Origin of the sequence: Shimia thalassica (assembly GCF_001458215.1) — a bacterium.
In the GTDB taxonomy this organism is placed as follows: domain Bacteria; phylum Pseudomonadota; class Alphaproteobacteria; order Rhodobacterales; family Rhodobacteraceae; genus Shimia; species Shimia thalassica.
Map to the genome: position 1 here is coordinate 689,481 of NZ_CYTW01000001.1, position 20,552 is coordinate 710,032.

The 20,552-nt window shown below is 58.1% G+C and carries 17 protein-coding genes; 7 read left to right on the forward strand and 10 right to left on the reverse strand.

The annotated features are described in order from the left end of the window. The first annotated feature begins 36 nt into the window (after positions 1 to 36). Entirely contained in the window at positions 37 to 720 is a 684-nt protein-coding gene (locus PH7735_RS03220) for a TIGR04283 family arsenosugar biosynthesis glycosyltransferase (RefSeq protein ID WP_058309872.1), read from the forward strand. A gap of 2 nt (positions 721 to 722) precedes the next feature. Here the strand turns inward: PH7735_RS03220 and PH7735_RS03225 are convergent, their stop codons facing one another. Beyond that, the gene (locus tag PH7735_RS03225; RefSeq protein WP_058309873.1) at positions 723 to 2,597 is read right to left on the reverse strand and encodes an ABC transporter ATP-binding protein; all 1,875 of its coding nucleotides are present in this window, start codon (positions 2,595 to 2,597) and stop codon (positions 723 to 725) included. Between the two features lie 220 nt (positions 2,598 to 2,817). Here PH7735_RS03225 and PH7735_RS03230 point away from each other — a divergent pair, with 220 nt between their 5' ends. After that, positions 2,818 to 4,014: a pyridoxal-phosphate-dependent aminotransferase family protein gene (locus PH7735_RS03230; protein WP_058311121.1), complete on the forward strand. Its 1,197-nt coding sequence runs from the start codon at positions 2,818 to 2,820 to the stop codon at positions 4,012 to 4,014. Here PH7735_RS03230 and PH7735_RS03235 read toward each other — a convergent pair. Further along, positions 4,011 to 4,205 (reverse strand): hypothetical protein, encoded by a 195-nt coding sequence (locus PH7735_RS03235; RefSeq protein WP_058309874.1) that lies wholly within the window; start codon positions 4,203 to 4,205, stop codon positions 4,011 to 4,013. The genes PH7735_RS03230 and PH7735_RS03235 overlap by 4 nt on opposite strands. Positions 4,206 to 4,278: 73 nt before the next feature. Continuing rightward, a complete protein-coding gene (locus tag PH7735_RS03240; RefSeq protein WP_058309875.1) occupies positions 4,279 to 5,382 on the reverse strand; it encodes a pyridoxal phosphate-dependent aminotransferase in 1,104 nt (367 codons plus the stop codon). Positions 5,383 to 5,475: 93 nt separating this feature from the next. Here PH7735_RS03240 and PH7735_RS03245 point away from each other — a divergent pair, with 93 nt between their 5' ends. Further along, positions 5,476 to 6,546: an SMP-30/gluconolactonase/LRE family protein gene (locus PH7735_RS03245; RefSeq protein ID WP_058309876.1), complete on the forward strand. Its 1,071-nt coding sequence runs from the start codon at positions 5,476 to 5,478 to the stop codon at positions 6,544 to 6,546. Positions 6,547 to 6,610: 64 nt separating this feature from the next. Next, positions 6,611 to 7,405: a crotonase/enoyl-CoA hydratase family protein gene (locus PH7735_RS03250; RefSeq protein WP_058309877.1), complete on the forward strand. Its 795-nt coding sequence runs from the start codon at positions 6,611 to 6,613 to the stop codon at positions 7,403 to 7,405. A gap of 82 nt (positions 7,406 to 7,487) precedes the next feature. Here PH7735_RS03250 and PH7735_RS03255 read toward each other — a convergent pair whose 3' ends face one another. The 4 genes from PH7735_RS03255 to PH7735_RS03270 form a co-directional block, all read right to left on the reverse strand. Then, positions 7,488 to 8,678: an MFS transporter gene (locus PH7735_RS03255; RefSeq protein WP_058309878.1), complete on the reverse strand. Its 1,191-nt coding sequence runs from the start codon at positions 8,676 to 8,678 to the stop codon at positions 7,488 to 7,490. A 74-nt stretch (positions 8,679 to 8,752) separates the two neighbouring features. Then, a complete protein-coding gene (locus PH7735_RS03260) occupies positions 8,753 to 11,881 on the reverse strand; it encodes a valine--tRNA ligase (protein ID WP_058309879.1) in 3,129 nt (1,042 codons plus the stop codon). 166 nt (positions 11,882 to 12,047) lie between these two features. Continuing rightward, positions 12,048 to 12,674, reverse strand: a complete 627-nt coding sequence (locus tag PH7735_RS03265; RefSeq protein ID WP_058309880.1) for an HD domain-containing protein — start codon at positions 12,672 to 12,674, stop codon at positions 12,048 to 12,050. Between the two features lie 230 nt (positions 12,675 to 12,904). Further along, positions 12,905 to 13,342, reverse strand: coding sequence for an Lrp/AsnC family transcriptional regulator (locus tag PH7735_RS03270; protein WP_058311122.1), 438 nt, complete (start codon positions 13,340 to 13,342; stop codon positions 12,905 to 12,907). A gap of 109 nt (positions 13,343 to 13,451) precedes the next feature. On the opposite strand from PH7735_RS03270, the gene PH7735_RS03275 reads away from it, so the two are divergent. The 3 genes from PH7735_RS03275 to PH7735_RS03285 all read left to right on the forward strand — a co-directional run bounded on the left by PH7735_RS03275 (position 13,452) and on the right by PH7735_RS03285 (position 18,029). Continuing rightward, positions 13,452 to 14,585 (forward strand): type III PLP-dependent enzyme, encoded by a 1,134-nt coding sequence (locus PH7735_RS03275; RefSeq protein ID WP_058309881.1) that lies wholly within the window; start codon positions 13,452 to 13,454, stop codon positions 14,583 to 14,585. Between the two features lie 104 nt (positions 14,586 to 14,689). Next, on the forward strand, positions 14,690 to 16,987 hold the full coding sequence (locus tag PH7735_RS03280; RefSeq protein ID WP_058309882.1) for a xanthine dehydrogenase family protein molybdopterin-binding subunit: 2,298 nt from the start codon (positions 14,690 to 14,692) through the stop codon (positions 16,985 to 16,987). Next, positions 16,965 to 18,029: a T6SS phospholipase effector Tle1-like catalytic domain-containing protein gene (locus PH7735_RS03285; RefSeq protein ID WP_058309883.1), complete on the forward strand. Its 1,065-nt coding sequence runs from the start codon at positions 16,965 to 16,967 to the stop codon at positions 18,027 to 18,029. Before PH7735_RS03280 ends, PH7735_RS03285 begins: the two co-directional genes overlap by 23 nt. Positions 18,030 to 18,104: 75 nt before the next feature. Here PH7735_RS03285 and PH7735_RS03290 read toward each other — a convergent pair whose 3' ends face one another. From PH7735_RS03290 to PH7735_RS03300, 3 genes are read right to left on the reverse strand one after another with little or no spacing between them, the layout of a single operon-like run. After that, positions 18,105 to 18,776, reverse strand: coding sequence for a nitroreductase (locus PH7735_RS03290; RefSeq protein ID WP_058309884.1), 672 nt, complete (start codon positions 18,774 to 18,776; stop codon positions 18,105 to 18,107). 5 nt (positions 18,777 to 18,781) lie between these two features. Continuing rightward, positions 18,782 to 19,891: a TFIIB-type zinc ribbon-containing protein gene (locus PH7735_RS03295; RefSeq protein WP_058309885.1), complete on the reverse strand. Its 1,110-nt coding sequence runs from the start codon at positions 19,889 to 19,891 to the stop codon at positions 18,782 to 18,784. Between the two features lie 48 nt (positions 19,892 to 19,939). After that, entirely contained in the window at positions 19,940 to 20,476 is a 537-nt protein-coding gene (locus PH7735_RS03300) for a cytochrome b (RefSeq protein WP_058309886.1), read from the reverse strand. Positions 20,477 to 20,552: the final 76 nt, after the last annotated feature.

Below are 20,552 nucleotides of genomic sequence, written 5' to 3' on the forward strand. Positions count from 1 at the left end.
ACAGAAAAATGCCATGCAACAGGGCAGGAGACAGAAATGCGCGCACCGGTATCCGTCGTGATCCCAACCTTGAACGCTGCGGCGCCCCTTCCGGCCTGTCTTGCGGCGCTCTATGAGGGCGTTCAGGCAGGCATCATTCGCGAGCTGATCGTGGTGGATGGCGGCTCTGACGATGATACCAGAACCATCGCCGACGAGGCAGGTGCGACGCTGGTGTCCTCTGCGCCGTCGCGGGGCGGGCAATTGCGGGCCGGTGTGGCGGCCTCAAAAGGTGGCTGGGTGCTTGTCGTGCATGCCGATACCTGTCTCGAAGAGGGCTGGAGCGACGTTGCAGAAGCCCATTTTGCCACCTCTCGAAAAGCAGGGTATTTCCACCTGTCGTTTGATCAGGGCGGCATGGCTGCCCGCTTTGTTGCCGGTTGGGCCAATCTGCGGTCACGTCTGTTTGGGCTGCCCTACGGGGATCAGGGTCTGTTGATCGCGCGGGATGTCTACGATGCGCACGGCGGGTTCGAGGATATCCCCCTGATGGAAGATGTCGCGATGGCACGCGCCTTGAAGGGACAGCTTGCGCCGTTGCAGGCAAAGGCCATCACCAGCGCCGACAAATACCAACGTCAAGGGTGGCTGCGTCGCGGCGCGCGCAACCTGTCAACGCTGGTGAGATACCTCGTTGGGGTCTCTCCGCAAACGCTTGCCGAAAGCTATCGACGCCCCTGACCCTAAAATCCCGGCAGACGCGACAGCAACCGCCCAAGCCAACCCTGTTGGGGCGTGGGCTCGTTCATATCGGGTGTGATACCAGCGTCCCTGAGCGCCTTTTCTTCGGCTGTTTGCCCGTCAGTGTTGAATTGAAGATTGTGCAGGTCGGCATAGATGCCACCACGTTCTAGAAGCTCTTCATGGGTGCCCTGATCCACAACAACGCCCTGATCCATCACTACGATCTTGTCCGCTTCGCGCACGGTGCTCAAACGGTGCGCAATGACAAGTGTTGTGCGGCCTTTGGCAAGACGGTCCAGCGCTTCCTGAACCACGGTCTCGGATTGTGCATCAAGCGCGCTGGTTGCTTCGTCAAGCAGCAGGATAGGGGTGTTGCGCAAAAGAGCACGCGCAATCACCACACGCTGGCGCTGGCCCCCTGACAGGGCCGTGCCCCGTGGGCCGACACGCGTCTCGAGGCCATCTGGCAGCGCTTTTACAAAGTCGCTGACATGCGCCGCATCCAGCACCTGTTTCAACCGCTCTTCGGAAACATCCGTACGCCCCAGCAAAACGTTCTCACGCAGGGTCTCGTCGAACAGCAACGCCTCTTGCGACACGACCGAAAACATATCGCGCAGGTCCGAGATCGACATTTCGTCGGTGGGCACATCGCCAATAAGAACCTGACCTTTGTTTGGGTCCACAAGACGGGTGAGCAGATTGAACACGGTGGACTTGCCAGCGCCCGAGGCACCGACAATCGCCGTGGTCTTTCCGGGGTCTGCCGTGAAACTCGTGCCGCGCAGAACCTGTGTGTCGCCATAGGTCAGTGCCACATCGTCAAGCGTGACCTCAGGCACACCTTCGGGGGCCGGTTTCGGGTTTTCGGGGGAAACCAGCATGGGACGTGTTTCGACGATATCTTTAATGCGCTCGATGCTTGCGGCTGCGACCTGCCACATACCACTCAGGGCACCAAGACGGCGCAGGGGTTCAAACGCAATCGACAAAGACGTGAAAAAGCTCATGAACTGACCGGTCGTCTTTTCACCGGCAATGATTTCTCCACCGCCATAAATCAGAACAGCAAGGAACCCGAAGCCCGCCATAATATCCACAAGGGATGTCAGGGACGCCGACCCGATCCGCACGCGGACTTCGGTGCGAACCAGCTGATTAGTCAGCTTTCCAAAACGGCCGGATTGATATTCTTCAAGCCGGTTCAGCTTGACCGGCGTAATGCCGTGGAAAACTTCATCAAGCCGTGTCGCCATATCGGCGCCCAGATCGCGGGCTTCACGTGCCCGACGGCGCACAAAACGCTGTGCAATCAGCGAAGGCAACACCAACAACGGAATGCCGACCAAGGCCACGGCCGTCCAGCGCCAATCAACGTAGATCGCAACAGAGAACAGCGAAATCAGGGCGAACATATCCCGCCCCGCACCTGTGATAATGGCAGTCCAGACACCGTTGATCGATTGAACATCGCTTTGAACGCGCTGGATCAGGAATCCGGGGGGATGGGTCTGGTGATAGGAATTGTCCTGCACCATGAGCCTGCTCAGCATCAGCTGGCGCAGGTCCGCAGACGAACGTTGCTGGATATAACTTAGCGTGACCTTGTGCACCATGCCTGCAACAGCACGCACCAGAAAGATCCCGAACATGGTCAGACCGACACGCCACAATGCTTCGGGGTCACCCGCCGTAAAGACATCGTCAAACATGGGCATCATCATATAGCTGATGGCGCCCATCATCGCGCCTTCCATCGCCATGAACACCATCGCCAGCATAAGCAGCGGCGTGTGGCGTTTCAGGAAGTTGGACCAAAGCCACAAAAACAAACCGCGGTTGTTCTTGCGCGTGGCGGCGTCGGTTTTGCTCATATTAAAGGCACCTTGTTGTTGCACCCTTTCAGAGGTGACGTAACCACAGTCGCAAGGCATTTCTGCCCGTTTTGGTGACGGATACTCTATGCATGAAGCGCAAGAGATGTCCAGATTTCCCGCACGAAATCAAATTGACCCGATGCAAAGCCATGCGCGGGATTGACGGCGGCCAACGGCGCGATAGGGTTCGCCTGATTTCTTGTTGGAGTTTCGCGCCATGACCCTATCCAAAGGTCGTCCCTATCTTGCCATTCCTGGCCCGTCGGTTATGCCCGAAGAGGTCTTGCGGGCCATGCACCGCAGTGCGCCCAATATCTATGAAGGCGAGCTGATCGACATGACTCACGGGCTGGTGCCTGATCTGAAACATGTTGCGGGCACCCGACACAATGCTGCGATCTACATTGGCAACGGCCACGCCGCATGGGAAGCTGCCCTGTCCAACGTGATTGCACCCGGTGACCGCGTTCTTGTACCTGCGACGGGCCGTTTCGGATTTGGCTGGGGCGAAATGGCCGAAGGGCTTGGCGCCGAAGTCGAGGTTCTGGATTTTGGCCGGCAACACGCAATGGACATGACCAAGGTTGCCGAAAGCCTTGCCGCCGACAAAGACCACCGGATCAAGGCTGTGCTGGGCGTTCATGTCGACACGTCCACATCCGTGCGAAATGATATCGCCGCCTTGCGCGCAACCATGGATGAGGTCGGGCATCCCGCTCTTTTGATGGCGGATTGCATCGCGTCGTTGGGGTGTGACCGGTTTGAAATGGACAACTGGGGCGTAGACGTCATGGTCTCTGCGTCGCAAAAGGGGCTGATGGTGCCGCCGGGTCTTGGTTTTGTGTTCTTCAATGACAAGGCCGCAGCGGTCCGGTCGGATATGCCACGTGTCAGCCGGTATTGGGACTGGACGGATCGCGCCAACCCTGAGTTTTATTACCAGCTGTTCTGCGGCACGGCGCCGACGCATCACCTTTATGGGCTGCGAACTGCGCTGGACATGATTCTTGATGAAGGTCTCGAAAACATCTGGGCGCGTCATGCGACACTGGCTCGGGCGATTTGGGCCGCAGTCGAGGCTTGGGGGCAGGCGGGCCCGATCGCTCTCAACATTCAGGACACCGCATTGCGCAGCCATGCGGTGACCTCGCTGCGGATCGGGGCGCCTCATGGCACCGCGCTTCGTCGCTGGACCCAACACGAGGCAGGGCTGACCTTGGGGATTGGTCTGGGCATGTCGACGGAACAGGATCCGGGCGGTGATGGTTTCTTCCGGTTCGGCCATATGGGACATGTCAACGCCCAGATGATCCTCGGCATGCTTTCAACGGTTCAGGCCGGTATGACAGCGCTTGATATCCCGTTTGGAGATGGCGGACTGGACGCCGCCACCGCAGTCATCGCCAAAGGTTAAGGATACCGGCCCTGAGCGCGGAAACGCCGCTCGAGACGTGTGATTGCATGGTTCAATATCCAGCCCGCCAATACCACGGCGGGCAGGCCCCAAATCGCGAGCAAAACGCCGAACAACCACAACAGGTTCACAAAAATCATGACCAAAGCGGGCTTGGTGTAATTCTCGACACGTTTGATTGGTTGGGCCATTGCACGTCCTTTCAACAGAAAGGATATCGCAAATTTCCGGTCTGGCCAGCCACGCTTGCGTGAGGCGAGGCGATCAGCCGAGTTCTGCCAAAACCAAAGGAAGCGCCTCGGCCAGAATGGCCATTTCCGCCCGAGGGCCACAGCTGACGCGGATACAGCGGTTCTGTGGCACGACAAAAGGCATGCGCACGAATACGCCGCGCGCGACCAGCCCGTCCAGAACAGCCTTGGCATAAGCCCCGTCGCGACCACAGTCGATTGCAACAAAGTTGGTCGCAGAGGGCAGCGCCACAAGCCCGTTTTCGGCGGCAATACGTGTGATTTCAGCGCGGGCCCCGACGACTTTTTCACAGGTGGCGTTCAGCCATTCATCATCATGCAACGCGGCCAGCGCACCCGCCTGTGCCGCACGGTTCATGCCAAAGTGGTTGCGGATTTTTTCGAAGTTGCGGATCAGATCGGCGGCCCCCATGGCATATCCGACACGGGCACCTGCCATGCCATAAGCCTTGGAAAAGGTGCGCATGCGGATCACGCGCGGGTCTTCGATATCGATCACAGGGGCGGTGCCTTCGGGGGCAAACTCGACATAGGCTTCGTCCAGCACCAAAAGGGCGCCCTCTGGCAGCGCCTCAAGCGCGGCAACAATCGCCTCGCCGGAAATCCATGTTCCCATGGGATTATCGGGATTCGCGAAATACACCAGCTTGGCATCAACCTCTGCCGCCTTCGCCAGTAGCGCAGGCAGATCCTCATGATCGTCGCGATAAAGAACCTTGTGCAATTCACCGCCAAAACCGGCCACATGGTAATTAAAGGTCGGATAGGCGCCTTCGGATGTGACCACCGTATCTCCTTGTTCGACCAGCAGGCGCACAAGATACCCCAGAAGACCGTCAATGCCTTCGCCCACCACGATGTTTTCCGCAGCAACCCCGTGAAGTTCGGCCAAAGCATGGCGCAACTCGAAGCTTTCGGGATCGGCGTACATCCAGATACCGTCACTTGCCTGTTTCATCGCATCGATGGCACGCGGTGACGGGCCAAAGATGTTTTCGTTCGCCCCAAGTCGGGCGCGAAACTCTTTGGCCATGGCGCGTTCCTGCGCTTCGGGGCCGACAAAGGGCACGGTTGCGGGCAGGGTCTGGGCGAGGGCGGTATAGCGAGGTCCGGTCATGAGCGCAGATAACCGCATGCCATTGCCGTGGGCAAGGCTTGTGTGAACATGAAAACACCGTCAGGTTGCACCAGAGGAACGAGGGAGACGGAAATGCGCATCATCTTAATCTTGCTGTTGATCGGGCTTGGGTATCTGGCCTTCTGGCCAGTGCCGGTGGAACCGGTTGCTTATGAACCGCCCAAAGATGCGGGCTTTACGGACGATTTCGCACCGAATGACGTGTTGGACAAGGCCGTGACCGTTTCATTGCCAGACGGCGATTTCGGGCCCGAGGATATCGCGGTCATGAAAGACGGAACCGTTTATACAACGTCGCACACCGGTGTCTTGTACCGCATTGATGGCGCAACCCCGGTCGAGGTCGACCGGTTGAACGGGCGCCCGCTCGGGCTCAAGGCCGGGCCGGACGATGCTTTGTATATCTCGGACAGCTTTCGCGGCGTCATGCGCTGGTCAGGGCCCGGAACACTGGAAACGGTTGCGGATGAAATCGACGGGGCGCCGATTGTCTATGCCAACCAACTGGATGTGGCGCGCGATGGCACGATCTTCTTTTCCAACTCCTCTGACCGGTTTGACCCCGAAACCATGGGCGGCACCAAGCCGACATCGGTTCTGACGATCTGGGAGCAGTCGGACACAGGGTATGTGGCGCGCCGGACGCCGGACGGCCAGATCTCCAAGATTGCCCAAGGCTTTGTGTATACAAACGGCGTTGCCCTGTCGCCGGATGAAGATTTCCTGCTGATCGCCGAAACCGGCCGCGCGCGTATTCACCGGCTGTGGCTGCAGGGGCCAAAGGCCGGAACCCAAGAGGTGTTTCTGGACAACCTGCCGGGCTATCCCGACAACATCGAGGCACAGGGCGACGGCACCTACTGGTTGGCATTTGCCAGCCCGCGCGTCCCGTCAGAGGCGTTGATGCCCTATCCCTTCCTGCGCAAGGTTCTGTGGCGTCTGGGGCCAAAAGTGCGCCCCGCACCAATCCATCGCGGCATGCTGATCCAGTTTGATGGCGACGGGGCCATTCTGCGCACGGTTCAGGACCCCGATGGCCGGCTTGGCATCACCACTGGCGGCAAGGTTGTGGGCGATCATCTCTACATCACCACCCTCGATTCGCCGTGGTTTGCACGCCTGCCTATCGCGGAAATGCCCTGACGTTCTTGTGGAAAGACACGCGCTTTGGCGGCACAGTACGCCAAAGCGATTAAGGGAGGCCGCAATGTCGCGCGTATCAGTAGAAGTTGAAAATCACATTGCCCGCGTCACGCTCACCCGTGGCGACAAAATGAATGCTCTGGATCCGGCAATGTTCGACGGCATTATCGAGGCCGGCGAGGGGCTTCTTGATCGAACAGACGTCCGCGCGGTTGTTCTGGCCGGCGAGGGCGAGGCCTTTTGTGCCGGTCTGGATGTGATGAGCTTTGGCGCTCTGGCCAGCGGCGATCCAAAAGACATCCTGATGCCGCGCAGCCATGGTGACAGCAACCGGTTTCAACAGGTGTGCATGGTCTGGCAAAAGGTTCCGGTGCCGGTGATCGCTGCCCTCAAAGGCGTATGTCTGGGCGGCGGGATGCAGATTGCTCTGGGCGCCGACATCCGGATTGCTGCACCGGGCACGCGCCTGTCGATTCTGGAAATGAAATGGGGTCTGGTGCCGGATATGGGCGGCATGGCCATCCTGCCGCGCCTGTTGCGGTCTGATGTCTTGCGCAAGCTGATCTATACCAATGACCTGATTGATGCGGCTCAGGCCGAAGCATGGGGGCTTGTGACCGAATTGGCCGACGATCCCGAAGCCGCGGCTCTGGCCCTGGCCGAACAGATCGCAGGCAAAAGCCCCTCGGCGGTTCGCTCAGCCAAGGCGCTGATCGGATATGCCGAAACCCATTTGGCGGATATCGAGGCTGTCTTGCTGGAAGAAAGCCGCGCGCAGGCCGAATTGATTGGCAAACCCCACCAGATGGAAGTTGTCATGGCGAATATGCAAAAACGTGCGCCCGTCTTCAAAGACTGACGCCCCCAAGACCGAAAAACGCCTGTCGCGAGAGGTCGCGACAGGCGTTTTTTTATTTCTGTCTCTTTCCAAAAAGCGCGGTCTATGACGCCTTCATGGCTTTGCGCCCAAGGACAAGCGTCGCAACGGTGAGCAGACCAAACGCTGCCATCGACATGGGAATTGCACGGTGCGAGCCGTCAAACAGGAACGTGGCCAAAGCGGCCCCTGCGGCCCCGAAACTCATCTGGATTGCCCCGACAAGCGACGTGGCAAAGCCGGGCATGTCCCCTGCGGGCTCCAGCGACAAGGCAACCGAGGTGGGCAGCAGCGTGCCAAAGGCAAAAACATAAAGACAGATCGCCCCCCAGAAGACCGGTAAAACCGGATCGGCCAGCGTGACGGCAAAGCACGCAACAGAACCGACCCCGATACAGACCACGGCAAAGGTGTTCACCTTCATCAGGCCATGCGTCTTGAGAAGATGGCGCACCGTCATGGCCCCGGCGGTATTCGCGGCCGCGGCAAGGGCGAACAGCGACCCAAAGGCCTGTGGTGACACGTCATAAACCGTTTCAGTCAGCACCGCCCCGACAGAGAGCATGGCGGCATAGCCCGCAAAGGTCAGGCCGCCCATAACCATGGGAATCAGAAAAGTCTTGAGCGAGAACAGATGCCGCGACGCTGTCGAAACGAACCCGAACGAGAACCGTTCCGGGCGGCGTTTCCCGCCCGTTTCCTCAAGCAAAAACACCGTATAGACCAGAAAGATAAGCCCGAGCCCCGCAAGCGCCCAGAAAATCGCGCGCCATTCAAACAACACCAGCAGACCCGATCCAAAGACGGGCGCGATCAAGGTGGCGATGGTCAGAATGGCGGTCAACATGGCCAGAATGCGCGCGGCCTCGTTCCCGGAACTGACGTCCCGCACCATCGCGCGGGCAATAACAGGTGTGCCTCCGGTAAGGCCCTGTAGGGCGCGCATCCAGATCAGAAACTCAAAGCTGGGCGCCATCGCACATGCAACCGTCGCAGCGGTAAAGCCGACCAAAGACAGGATCAGCGCCAGACGCCGCCCGAAGGCATCCGAAAACAGCCCCCAGAACAGCTGACCAATGGCATAGGCGATGAAGTATGCGCCAATCAGCAACGACCCCATGGCATCCGGCACGCCAAAGTCGCGGGCGATCAGGCCGGTTGCTGGAAGAACAATGTCGATTGAAATCGCGGTAAGACCCGTGATTCCACCGAAAAAAATCATAGCGTCAGAGCGATCGAATGCAGATTTGCTCATGAGAAAACCTCAGGAATGGAAAGAGGCGCCCGAAATAACGGGCGCCTCGAAAGGTCAATGATATGCTAAGAGGATCAGTCCAGTTCAGCAAGCCGCGCAAGAGCGGCATTGAGTTTGGCTTCTTCCTCTTCCCGCGCGGCGAGGTTTTCGCGCGCTTCTTCCACCACTTCGGCAGGGGCCGATGCGACAAATTTCGGGTTGTTCAGGCGGCCGCGTAGACCCCCCAGTTCTTTGGCCAGCTTGCCGAGGGTTTTCTCCAGACGGGCCTTTTCTTCGTCCACGTCGATGATATCCGCCAACGGCAGGCCAAACGTCCCCCCGTCAACGGCGACGGTGACACAGCCTTTGGGGAAATCCGCAACATCCGTCAGGCTGTCGATACGGGCGATCTTTTTGATCAGGGCTTCGTTGCGGGCCCAGGCACCTTTGCCTGCGTCATCCAGTTCCGTGACCAGCATCGGCACTTTCAAACCGGCAGGGACATGCATCTGCGAGCGTGCCGAGCGCACGTTGTCGATGACCGAAATGACCCAGTTCATCTCGCGGTCGGCATCTGCGTCAACCAGATCACTACCATAGGTCGGCCAATCGGCGTGCACCAGCATCCCGCCGCGTTTGGCGGTTTCGCCCCACAGCTCTTCGGTGATGAACGGCATGATTGGGTGCAACAGGATCAGACACTGGTCCAGAACCCAGCCCATCGTGGCGCGGGTTTCGGCCTTGACCGCCTCGTCCTCGCTACCAAGCAGAGGCTTGGCGAATTCCACGTACCAGTCGCAAACCTTGCCCCAGACAAAGGCATAGAGCCCCAAAGCCGCATCATTGAAACGATAGGCATCCAGCGCCTCGTCCACCAGCTCGCGCACCTTGGCAGTCTCGCCAATGATCCATTTGTTCACCGTGGCGCTGGCCTGTGGCACCTCCGAAGACGGCGCTCCGTTGAGATAAACTTCGTTCATCTCGGCAAAACGCACCGCGTTCCAGATTTTTGTGCCAAAGTTCCGATAGCCGGCGATGCGCTGCATATCCAGCTTCAGAACGCCGCCCATGGCCGCCATCGCCGCAGACGAGAACCGCAGCGCATCGGCACCGTATTCGTCGATGATTTCCAGCGGATCGATCACGTTGCCGGTCGACTTGGACATCTTCTTGCCTTTGGCATCGCGCACGAGGCCATGCAAATAAACGGTGTCGAACGGAATGTCGCCCACCACGGCCAGCTGCATCATCATCATCCGGGCAACCCAGAAGAACAGGATGTCCTGTCCGGTGATCAGGGTCGACGTGGGGAAATACTTTTGCATTTCCGTGGTGTCTTCCGGCCAGCCGAGTGTGCCGATGGGCCAGAGGCCGGACGAGAACCATGTATCCAGCACATCTGCGTCACGCCAAACCGGATACACCAGCTTGGTCGGGTCCTGAGACACTTCGTATGCGGCAAGGCCAGCCGCAAATGTGGAAATTGCTTCGGACCGGTCGGCAACCTCGATGACGGTCGCATGGTTCAATGGCGTCGGCAGGCGGGCTTCGTCGTCTTTGAACTGGGATTTAACCTCGTCAAAGGACGCTGCACAGTGATGCGTCTCGTCGCCGATCAACAGCTGCTGGTCCGACAGAAGACGCCCCATTTCAACCAGGTCCAGAACGCCATCGCCTTCGTCGTCATAAACGCCTTTGGCCGTAAGGTTGAGACCATACCAAACCGGAATTTGGTGCCCCCACCAAAGCTGACGCGAGATACACCAGGGCTCGATATTCTCGAGCCAGTGATAGTATACCTTTTCGCCGCTGTCGGGCATGATTTTCACGTCGCCATTGCGCACGGCGTCCAGCGCCGGACCAACAACTTTTTCCGCGTCGACAAACCACTGGTCGGTCAGCATCGGCTCGATCACAACTTTCGAGCGGTCCCCGAACGGCTGCATGATGGGTTTGTTTTCAACCATCGGCACAACAACCGTGATGTCATTGCCCTCGTCGTCTTTCTGAACGGCGGTTGTCATCACCGCGAGACCTTCGTCGGTGATCTGCTGAACAACGATTTTACGCGCTTCAAAGCGGTCCAGACCCCGAATGTCATCGGGCACGAGGTTGATGGCATCAACTTCGTTTTCGGTAAAGCTGTCGCCTTTTGCGTGACCTTGCGCCTTGGCGGCTTCGTCCGCATAGGGCGCGCCATCTGCCCGCATGTGACCCTTCATGTCCATCAGACGGTACATCGGGATGCCGCCACGTTTGGCAACCTGATAGTCGTTAAAGTCATGCGCACCGGTGATTTTCACCGCACCCGACCCAAAGTCCTTGTCGGGGTATTCATCGGTGATGATCGGGATCAGACGGCGATGCTCTTTCGGGCCAACCGGAATTTCAACCAGCTTGCCAACAATCGGCGCATAGCGCTCGTCTGACGGGTGCACGGCAACGGCGCCGTCACCCAGCATGGTTTCGGGGCGGGTGGTGGCAATCGAGATATAATCGCGCTCTTCCTCAAGCGTGACATTCCCGTCTTCGTCTTTTTCAACGTAGGTATAGGTCGCACCACCGGCCAGCGGGTATTTGAAGTGCCACATGTGGCCCGCGACTTCGATGTTCTCGACCTCAAGGTCCGAGATCGCGGTTTCGAAATGCGGGTCCCAGTTGACCAGACGCTTGCCGCGATAGATGAAGCCTTTGTTGTACATATCAACAAAGACCTTGATGACGGCATCATGGAAGTTGCCGCTGGCTTCGTCTTCGGGGGCACCGGGAGCGCCGGACATGGTAAAGGCCGTGCGCGAGAAGTCGCAGGATGCGCCAAGACGTTTCAGCTGGTTGATGATTGTGCCGCCGCTTTCGGCTTTCCAGTCCCAGACCTTTTCAAGGAAGGCATCCCGACCCAATTCGCGACGCGAGGGCTGGTTGGTTTCGGCAAGCTTGCGTTCCACAACCATTTGCGTGGCAATGCCCGCGTGGTCCGTACCTGGTTGCCAAAGGGTGTCAAACCCCTGCATGCGCTTCCAGCGGATCAGGATATCCTGAAGCGTGTTGTTGAACGCATGGCCCATGTGCAAAACGCCTGTGACGTTCGGCGGCGGGATCATGATGCAATAGGTGCTGGCATCCGGTTTTGCATTTGCACCAGCCGTAAAACAGCCAGCTTTTTCCCACGCCTCGAACAGACGTGTTTCGGCTTCGGCCGCATTGAATGTCTTTTCCATCGCCATGGGTCATGATCCTGCGTGATTGGGAGTTTCCAGATCACTTACCGAATGGCGCGCCAAAGGGGAAGCGGGCGCAACCAAATTGTGCGCTTCTGCCTCTAATTAGACGGGTTTCGAAACATATTGCGGGGCAGGCGGGGGATGCCCTGCCAAAGCAAGGCATCAAAAGTCACATCTGTGCGCGCTCTGCCGCAACAGCAGAATCCGTCAAAGGCAGGCGTTCGCCGCTGCGGATCACACTGGCCGCATAGGGCTCGCGCGCAAAAACCTCTTCGACCATCGGCGCAAAGAACGAAAGCGGCAGGTCGTCGTATTCCGGATCAAAAGACGCCTGATCCCAGCGTTCACAGAATTCCGCGCAGTCATCGAAATAGGCATGGCCGACATGGCGGTCCCGCTTGTGCTGGTCAAACCCGTCGAGGTGATGGCCGTAATACAGCATCTGAAAATCACCATGGGTCTGAACGCACCATGTGCATTGTTCGCGCACAAAAGGCTTCAGGATCGTGGCGGCGTATTCGTCATGGTTATAGGGCGCATAAATGTCGCCGATGTCATGCAGCAGGGCCGCGACAACCCAATCTGTATCGGCGCCATCCCGCCAAGCGCGGGTTGCGGATTGCACGGAATGCCCCAGACGGGTGATCTGATATCCGGACAATCCCTCGTCCAGATCCACCAAGGCCTTCAAAAGGCGTCGGGCCGTGTGTTTGGTGTGATCGATTTCATGGGCTGTCAGGAATTCGTATTCTTCCTTGGTGCCATCTTTCATCTGCGTGAAACGAACCTTGTCCATCTTCTGGCTCCTTCGAACATGTTTGCGCCGCGCCGGCCAACAGGACCGTGGATTGATCAGTGCGGATTTTGGCGCGCAAGGCAAGCGTTTCCGGCATGGTCTGGCTCGTCGTCAAAACACGCCAATCGGCCTGTTGCACGTGTCCGCCTTAAAGGTCTCGTAACAGTTTGTTTTGTACATTTTGGGTCCGCCAGATGGTACAAAACATAAGATTTGCCAAAAAAGGCCCGCTAAGCGCGGGCGCGGTCCAGCTTTGTCGCCAGATGAATCAGGCTTTCCGACCCCTTCACACCACGCGTTTCCCCGATGAGATCAAGCGTTTCATCCAGTTCCGACGTGCTGTCCGCCGCCACCTGAACAATCAGATCAACCCTGCCAGAGCAGGTATGCACGGTTTCAACGGCGGACAGTGTTTTGAGTCGTTGCAAAACAGCCGGTCCAGACCGCAATTCAATCGAAACCAGCACGGTTGCACGGATGCGTGGGCGCACGACCTCACCCAGCCGAAGCGTATACCCCGCAATTGCGCCGCTTTCCTCCAAACGCTCTAGCCGGGCCTGAACGGTGGTACGCGCCAGGCCCAGTTTTCGGGCAAGCGTTGCAACAGGTGCACGCGCGTTGTCCGTCAGCAGGGTTAATAGTTTGCGATCTGTTTCGTCTAATTGCATCCAGGTCTCGGCGATATGACGTTCGATATGTTCATAATAACCAAAGTGCCGCATGAAATCGACGGGAAAGCTGCGCAAACTTAAAAGAAACAGGACGTGAGGTAGAGTTATGCGCAATCAACCGGCCCTTTGGCCGTCACCAGAATGGCACCTTAAAAAGTTCACACCGGATTTGCCGGTTTTGTATTTCTCGCCGGATGTGCTGCAATCAACAGCGAAGCGGTTTCTGGGCGGTTTTGATGGTCTGGTGACCTATGCGGTCAAAGCCAACGATGATGCCGAAGTGCTGGCCAACCTCGTCGCCGCAGGCATTGCCGCGTTTGATGTTGCGTCGCCGCCGGAAATGCGGCGCGTGCGCGATGCCAAACCGGATGCCGTTTTGCACTATCACAACCCTGTCCGCTCACCTGACGAGATCGCACAGGCGGTGGGGCATGGCATCGCAAGCTGGTCCATCGATTCCGTAACCGAGCTGGACAAACTGGCGGATGTACCCCGCCAAGGCACTGAAATCGCAGTGCGTCTTCGCTTGCCCGTTGCGGGGGCGGCCTATGATTTTGGAGAGAAATTCGGGGCCGATCCTGACCTTGCCGTGACCCTCTTGCAAAAAGTGGTCGAGATGGGGTTCGTGCCATCACTTACCTTTCATCCCGGAACACAATGCGGCGACCCTCAGGCGTGGGCTGTGTATATCGTCGAAGCGGCGGATGTTGCGAAACGGGCCGGTGTGCGGCTGGCTCGGTTAAACGTCGGAGGCGGATTTGCCGCCCACCGCAGCGGAGCGGCCCCGGATCTCGAAGCCATATTCGACCGTATCTCTCAAGAGACGCACCGTGCCTTTGGCCTTGATGCTCCACAGCTTGTTTGCGAACCGGGCCGCGCGATGGTGGCCGAGGCCTTTACTCTTGGCTTGCGCATCAAAGCCATCCGGGGAGAAGACGCCGTATTTTTGAACGATGGCGTCTACGGAGCGTTGACAGAATTGCGTGATATCGGTGTTCCGGATCGCATTCAGGTGATGCGTGCAACCGGAGAACCGGTAGAGGGCGCCCTGCGATCCCGCGTGATATTCGGGCCTACGTGTGACTCGTTGGATCGTCTGCCGGATCCGCTGCCTCTACCCACGAATATTGCTGAAGGAGACTATGTTCTGTTTCGCGCGATGGGCGCCTATTCTGCTTCGATTTCAACGGGCTTTAACGGGTATGGCCTGCAGGATGTGGTGACTGTCGCCGCGCTTTAGGAAAAGGACATTGAACAACGACGTGGCGTAGGGGCTGTTGGGGCTGGACTGCAAAGGCCTGCTGGTTAAAGTTAACCTCTTATGGACCAGCAAAGGGCGCCTTCATGGACAAGTTCGGTAAAAGCCAATCGGTAAGACGCGTGGAAGATCTGCGGTTTCTGCGCGGCGAAGGCAAATATGTCGACGACATCACCCCCGAAAACGCACTGTTTGGCGTGTTTTTGCGGTCTCCGGTGGCGCATGCGACCATCACTGAACTGGACGTCAGTGATGCCAAGGAAGCCGACGGTGTCCACAGCGTTCTGACTGTGGAGGATCTCAAGCGTGCCGGAATGCAGGTCGCGATGCAGGCCATGACGCTGGACAATCGGGATGGCAGCACGTCGGTGAACCCTTACCGGCCGATGCTGGCAGACGGAAAGGTGCGGTTTGTTGGTGAACCGGTTGCGCTGGTTGTGGCCGAATCGCTCGATCAGGCGCGGGATGCTGTTGAAATGATCCTGTTCGATTATGAGGAATTGCCGGCCCATATGCTGCGGGAACGCGGCGGAGAACCGCTGCATGACAATGTACCCGACAACCTTGGGTTCGACTGGGGCATGGGCGACGAGGCCGCGGTTGCCACCTTGTTTGAGAGCGCCGCACATGTTGTCTCTCTCGAAATTGATGACAATCGCGTCATCGTCAACCCGCTTGAGCCGCGTGGCTGTTTTGCCGAATGGGAAGACGGACGACTGCATGTTTCTGTCAATGCCCAAGGCGTTTGGGTGCCGCGCGATCATCTGGCTGCCGGTTTTGATCTGCCCAAAGAACAGGTGCGCGTCACCAATCCGGATGTCGGGGGCGGCTTTGGCCTCAAGGGGATGGTGCATCCCGAAATGTTCTCGGTCGCACAGGCCGCGCGTTTGTTGGACAAGCCCGTGCGCTGGATGTCCGAGCGGACCGAGGCGATGCTGGGCGACAATGGCGCGCGCGATCTGATCTCGACCGCAGAAATGGCTTTTGATGAAAACAACAAGGCGGTGGCCTATCGTGTAATCTCTCGCTGCAATTTGGGAGCCTACAGCTCGCAATTCGGCCAACTTATTCAAACGCGTCTGTTTAGCCGGGTTTTGATGGGCGTGTACGATGTGCAGGCAACATGGCTGAATGCGGAAGGTATCTATACCAACACTTCACCTGTTGATGCCTATCGCGGTGCTGGACGTCCCGAAGCCATTTATGTGCTTGAACGGTTGATGGACCGCGCTGCCAGAGAATTGGGGGTCGACCCGTGGGAATTACGCCGCAAAAACTTCATTGCTCCTGATGCCTTCCCCTATGCAGCGTCGACCGGAGAGACTTATGACGTTGGCGATTTCCCCAAGGTCTTGTCACGGGTGGCCGAATTCGCGGATGTCGCAGGCTATGAGGCGCGCAAAGCGGCAAGCGCCGCGAATGGCAAACTTCGCGGTCAGGGCCTGTGTTACTATATCGAAAGTATTTTGGGCGATCCTTCCGAAGGCGCAAAAGTCGAATTCAGAGAGGATGGCACCGTCGCAATCTATGTCGGCACACAAAGCAACGGACAGGGCCACGAAACGGTCTATGCCCAGTTCCTGTCGGATCAGACGGGCATCCCTGCTGAGCTGATCGAAGTCGTTCAAGGCGACAGTGACCGGATCGCCCGGGGTGGCGGGACAGGCGGCTCGCGGTCGGTCACGGTACAGACCTCGGCGACACTGGCGACGGTTGATGTTATGATGGCAGCCTTTCTGCCGTTCCTGTCGGAAAAGATGGGCGTGGATGAGAGCGATATTCGCTTTGACGACGAACGGTTCCGCGCGGACGGGTCCAACCTGACACCAACGGTTCTGGATGTGGCGGACATGGCACGCGAGGACGGGCGAACTGACCTGCTGACCCACGAAGCCCGCATGACATTGCCGGCACGGTCGTTCCCCAACGGGGCGCATGTGTGCGAAGTCGAAATCGACCCCGAAACCGGTCAAACCGTGGTGGACCGCTATACCGTGGTGGATGACTTTGGAAACCTGATCAACCCGATGCTCGCCGAAGGGCAGGTTCACGGGGGGGTTGCCCAAGGGGTCGGGCAGGCGTTGATGGAACACGTCGGCTATGACGAAGACGGTCAACTGCTCACGGCAACGTTTATGGACTATGCCATGCCAAGAGCGAATGATCTGCCTATGTATATGTTTGATACGGAACCTGTTCCGTCAACGGCGAATATCATGGGCATGAAGGGATGCGGTGAGGCCGGAACCGTCGGTGCGATGGCGGCAACCGCGAACGCGGTACAGGATGCCCTTTGGGATCTGGGTGTGCGTCAGGCGGACATGCCCTTTACACCAGTGAAAGTTTGGGAATTGCTCAAGGATGTCTCTCACACGGCTCGGTAAGAAACTTTTTGGATGGCTCGGGCGCCCCCTGCGCTCGGACCACACGAAAACACGCAAGCGTGGGCCACAAATCCATGTGATCATTCTGGATGGCACGATGTCCACGCTTGAGCCGGGACATGAAACAAACGCCGGACAGACCTATCGTCTATTGCAGGAAATGAACGGCGAGCTGACGCTTTACTACGAAGCAGGCGTTCAATGGCACACATGGCGCAGCTCCGCAGACGTTCTGATGGGGCGCGGTTTAAACCGACAGATCAGGCGGGCCTACGGGTTCCTTGCGTCCCGCTACCGTCCCGGCGACAGGATTTTCCTCATGGGGTACTCGCGTGGCGCATTTGCAGTGCGGTCGCTGGCGGGCGTAATTGACCGCGTGGGTCTGATCAGGGCCAATTGCGCAACCGAGCGGAACGTGCGCCAAATCTACCGCCTTTATGAGAAAAATCCTGACGGTGAAGCATCCAGAGCCTTTGCTCGGGAATATTGTCACGATCACGTCGAGATCGAAATGATCGGGGTCTGGGACACGGTAAAAGCGCTTGGTCTTCGCCTTCCTGTGTTGTGGCGCCTGACCGAAGAACAGCATGCGTTTCACAACCATCACTTGGGCCAGAGCGTGAAACACGGGTTTCATGCGCTTGCGCTGGACGAAACCCGCGAAGTGTTCGAGCCGGTTCTGTGGGAATGTCCTGACGACTGGCAAGGGCAGCGCGCGGAACAAATGTGGTTTCGGGGCGCGCATGGCGATATTGGCGGGCAACTTGGCGGGTTCGAGGCCGCCCGCCCGCTCGCAAACGTGCCACTGGTCTGGATGCTGGAATGCGCCGAGACCTGCGGTCTTCCCTTACCGCCGGATTGGCAAAGCAGATTCCCGATGGATCCGCAGGCCCCGTCGGTTGGCACATGGCAAAGCTGGGGCAAAATGTTCCTGCTTCGCAAAGCCCGCGTTGTGGGGCTGGATCGCTCTGAAAAAATACACCCCACCGCCCGGGCCCATGTCGAAGCCGGCGCCCTCAAAGCGATTCAGGTCGCTGAGTAACCGATCCAAGGCGCGCCTTCTTCTGGCTCAAAATATCCCGGGGGTTCGGGGGCTGGCCCCCGATCGTTGCGAATGTTAGTCCCGCCAGTCCACCATGTCATCCAACCGCGCACGGTCGGTGCGAAACCCGTTGGCCGGATGTGTGTCGTCCCGATACCCGAATGAAATTGCAGCAAGGATCAGCTGTTCTTTGGGAATCCCGAAATGGGCGCGCACCGTATCAGCATAAAACGCCAAAGCGGCTTGGGGGATGGTGGCAATTCCTTGGGCTTGCGCACTCAGACAAAACGCAGTGATAAAGCCTCCGCAATCCAGCGCGCCATAGGCCCCCAGTTCGGCCGCGGTTGTAATCACCGCAACATGGGGGGCTCCAAAAAACGCGTAGTTCTCGCGCATCTGTGCGACGCGCCCCGCTTTGTCGCCGCGTCCGATCCCGACCGCTTCGTACAACTGCAAACCACATGTCTGACGGCGGGTTTTGCGTGCACCGCTATAGCCTGACGGGGGGGCAAAATCGGTCGACGCCGCTTCTGTATCAAAGGCGTCGAGCATGACCTTCCGAAAGGCGTCGGTTGCCACGCCCGATGTGAGCGTCACCTGCCATGGCTGTGCGTTGCACCATGATGGCACGCGACCCGCATCGGACAATATGGTCTCGATCACATCGCGTGGTACGGGTTTGTCTTGAAACCCGCGACAGGAATGGCGTTCAGCGAGCAGGTCTTGAAGGGCAGAATGATGTGTCATTGTCTCTATTGGTTCTGTGCCATGATATAGCCGACTGCAGCCGCGGCACAGAGCCCCAGCACGACGGCAATTGCAATTTTCCAGCTTGAATAGGGGCGTTCGCCCTGCACCCGTCCGGTTTGGCCGTTGACGACAAACCGATAGGTCTTTCCACGATATTTATAGGCCGCCAGCCAAACAGGCAGAAGAATGTGTTTGAAGGTTACGTCGCTGACTTTGGTGTCGACCTGATGGATCATTTGGCGATCTCCACCGATGTCAAAACGCACATCCCGTTCGATGGTCCGGTCCATCAGGGCACGTGCCTCGTCATATCCTTCGGGCAAATCAACGGCGTATCCTTCGGCGCGAAACCCCGCGAGGTATTCGGGTGCATAGGGTTGCAAATCCCGCAGATCCCAAGGTTGCAACGCATCGGTATAGCTTTTGGGAAGGGATCGAGACGCCAGAACCAGCACATCGTCAAAAAAACGTGCAACCCGACCAGAGACCGGTGTCCAGCGGATCTTTTGAACCTGTTGTTGTTGGCGTTTGCCATCAACCATCACCGTGCGGGTCTCGTAATAGACAATACCGCGCTGGCCGGAATACCGCGAGGCCGTTTGCGCGTCATAGGTCCAGAAAGGCACATAGATGCCGTCCATCCTGCGACCCTTTCGGGCATAGTCTTTCAACCCGTTCGGGGCAAACCAGAGCCGCCCCAGCCAGTCGCTCATGGCTTTGTGTGCTTCGCGTTCCGTCCATTTGAAGGGCAGCACGGCACGTGGTTTTATGTGGCGGTGGGTGCCTGTGTCCGTCACGACGGGTGTGGCACAGAACGGGCATTCCAGACTGTGATTAAGGGCATCAAACTCGACCTGAGCCGCGCAGTTCGGACAGGTCGATACGCGCGTTTCTTCTATTTCTTGCTGTGGCAGTTGATTGTTCAGCGCGTCGCGAAAGTCCAGTTCACGGATGACAGGGGCCTCTTGACCAACCAGCATGGTGGTGTGCCCGCAGTGGTCGCAGGTCAGCGTTCCTTTGGTGGGATCAAACCGATAGTCCGCGCCGCATTGTTCACACGGAAACCGGTGAAGTTCTTCGGGTGTGGGGGGCAGCGGCGGAGTTTGTGTCATTGCAAGTGCGGTCTCGGTCAAAAGGGGAAAGAAAACAGGCGTGCCGGATCAGAGGTATTTATGAAGGACGCGTGGAACCATGATCCGCAGCGCATTGTCTTTTAACAGAAAATGTCGGCCAACATGAAAGATGATATGGGCCGCTATGACAATCAAAAGGCCATTAAAGACAATTTCATGCACCTCTTCGGCGAAGTTGTGCAGCCCCTTGCCGCCGATTCCGGGGGTGATCTGAAACCAGTCAAACGCCCGAATGGCAAAGGGGGCCGCAAGACCGGCAAATGCGCCTGTGGCGACCATTATTGGCACGCCGATTTGCAACACCTTGTGCGAGAGTTCATGAAAGCGTTTGCCCCAAGCGGGAAGTTTCGGACCGGGACGCCCTGCCAAACCTTTGCGCACATACATGCCCAGCCAGAGGGCCGTGACCAGCGCCAGCAAAACGCCCATACCGGCGTGCGTCGACAGGGCATCCGCTTTGGCAAGAGCGCCCTGCACGTCGTCTTCCGGTTCAACAAGGAAAAAATAAAGGATCAGCCCAGCAGAGAGCCAATGCAACCATTTCAGGAAAGAGCGACGGTTCACAGCAATTCTCCGTTTTGGTGGCCTTGTTGCCTATTCATACGCGCCTTCGGTCGAAAAGGAACGACCTCTCGCGCAA

Coding starts and splice junctions, on each gene's coding strand:
- PH7735_RS03275 (WP_058309881.1), top strand. CDS start 13,452: ATGCGCAATCAACCGGCCCTTTGGCCGTCACCAGAATGGCACCTTAAA.
- PH7735_RS03245 (WP_058309876.1), top strand. CDS start 5,476: ATGCGCATCATCTTAATCTTGCTGTTGATCGGGCTTGGGTATCTGGCC.
- PH7735_RS03240 (WP_058309875.1), bottom strand. CDS start 5,382: ATGACCGGACCTCGCTATACCGCCCTCGCCCAGACCCTGCCCGCAACC.
- PH7735_RS03270 (WP_058311122.1), bottom strand. CDS start 13,342: ATGCAATTAGACGAAACAGATCGCAAACTATTAACCCTGCTGACGGAC.
- PH7735_RS03290 (WP_058309884.1), bottom strand. CDS start 18,776: ATGACACATCATTCTGCCCTTCAAGACCTGCTCGCTGAACGCCATTCC.
- PH7735_RS03295 (WP_058309885.1), bottom strand. CDS start 19,891: ATGACACAAACTCCGCCGCTGCCCCCCACACCCGAAGAACTTCACCGG.
- PH7735_RS03285 (WP_058309883.1), top strand. CDS start 16,965: ATGTCTCTCACACGGCTCGGTAAGAAACTTTTTGGATGGCTCGGGCGC.
- PH7735_RS03255 (WP_058309878.1), bottom strand. CDS start 8,678: ATGAGCAAATCTGCATTCGATCGCTCTGACGCTATGATTTTTTTCGGT.
- PH7735_RS03280 (WP_058309882.1), top strand. CDS start 14,690: ATGGACAAGTTCGGTAAAAGCCAATCGGTAAGACGCGTGGAAGATCTG.
- PH7735_RS03260 (WP_058309879.1), bottom strand. CDS start 11,881: ATGGCGATGGAAAAGACATTCAATGCGGCCGAAGCCGAAACACGTCTG.
- PH7735_RS03225 (WP_058309873.1), bottom strand. CDS start 2,597: ATGAGCAAAACCGACGCCGCCACGCGCAAGAACAACCGCGGTTTGTTT.
- PH7735_RS03250 (WP_058309877.1), top strand. CDS start 6,611: ATGTCGCGCGTATCAGTAGAAGTTGAAAATCACATTGCCCGCGTCACG.
- PH7735_RS03220 (WP_058309872.1), top strand. CDS start 37: ATGCGCGCACCGGTATCCGTCGTGATCCCAACCTTGAACGCTGCGGCG.
- PH7735_RS03230 (WP_058311121.1), top strand. CDS start 2,818: ATGACCCTATCCAAAGGTCGTCCCTATCTTGCCATTCCTGGCCCGTCG.
- PH7735_RS03235 (WP_058309874.1), bottom strand. CDS start 4,205: ATGGCCCAACCAATCAAACGTGTCGAGAATTACACCAAGCCCGCTTTG.
- PH7735_RS03265 (WP_058309880.1), bottom strand. CDS start 12,674: ATGGACAAGGTTCGTTTCACGCAGATGAAAGATGGCACCAAGGAAGAA.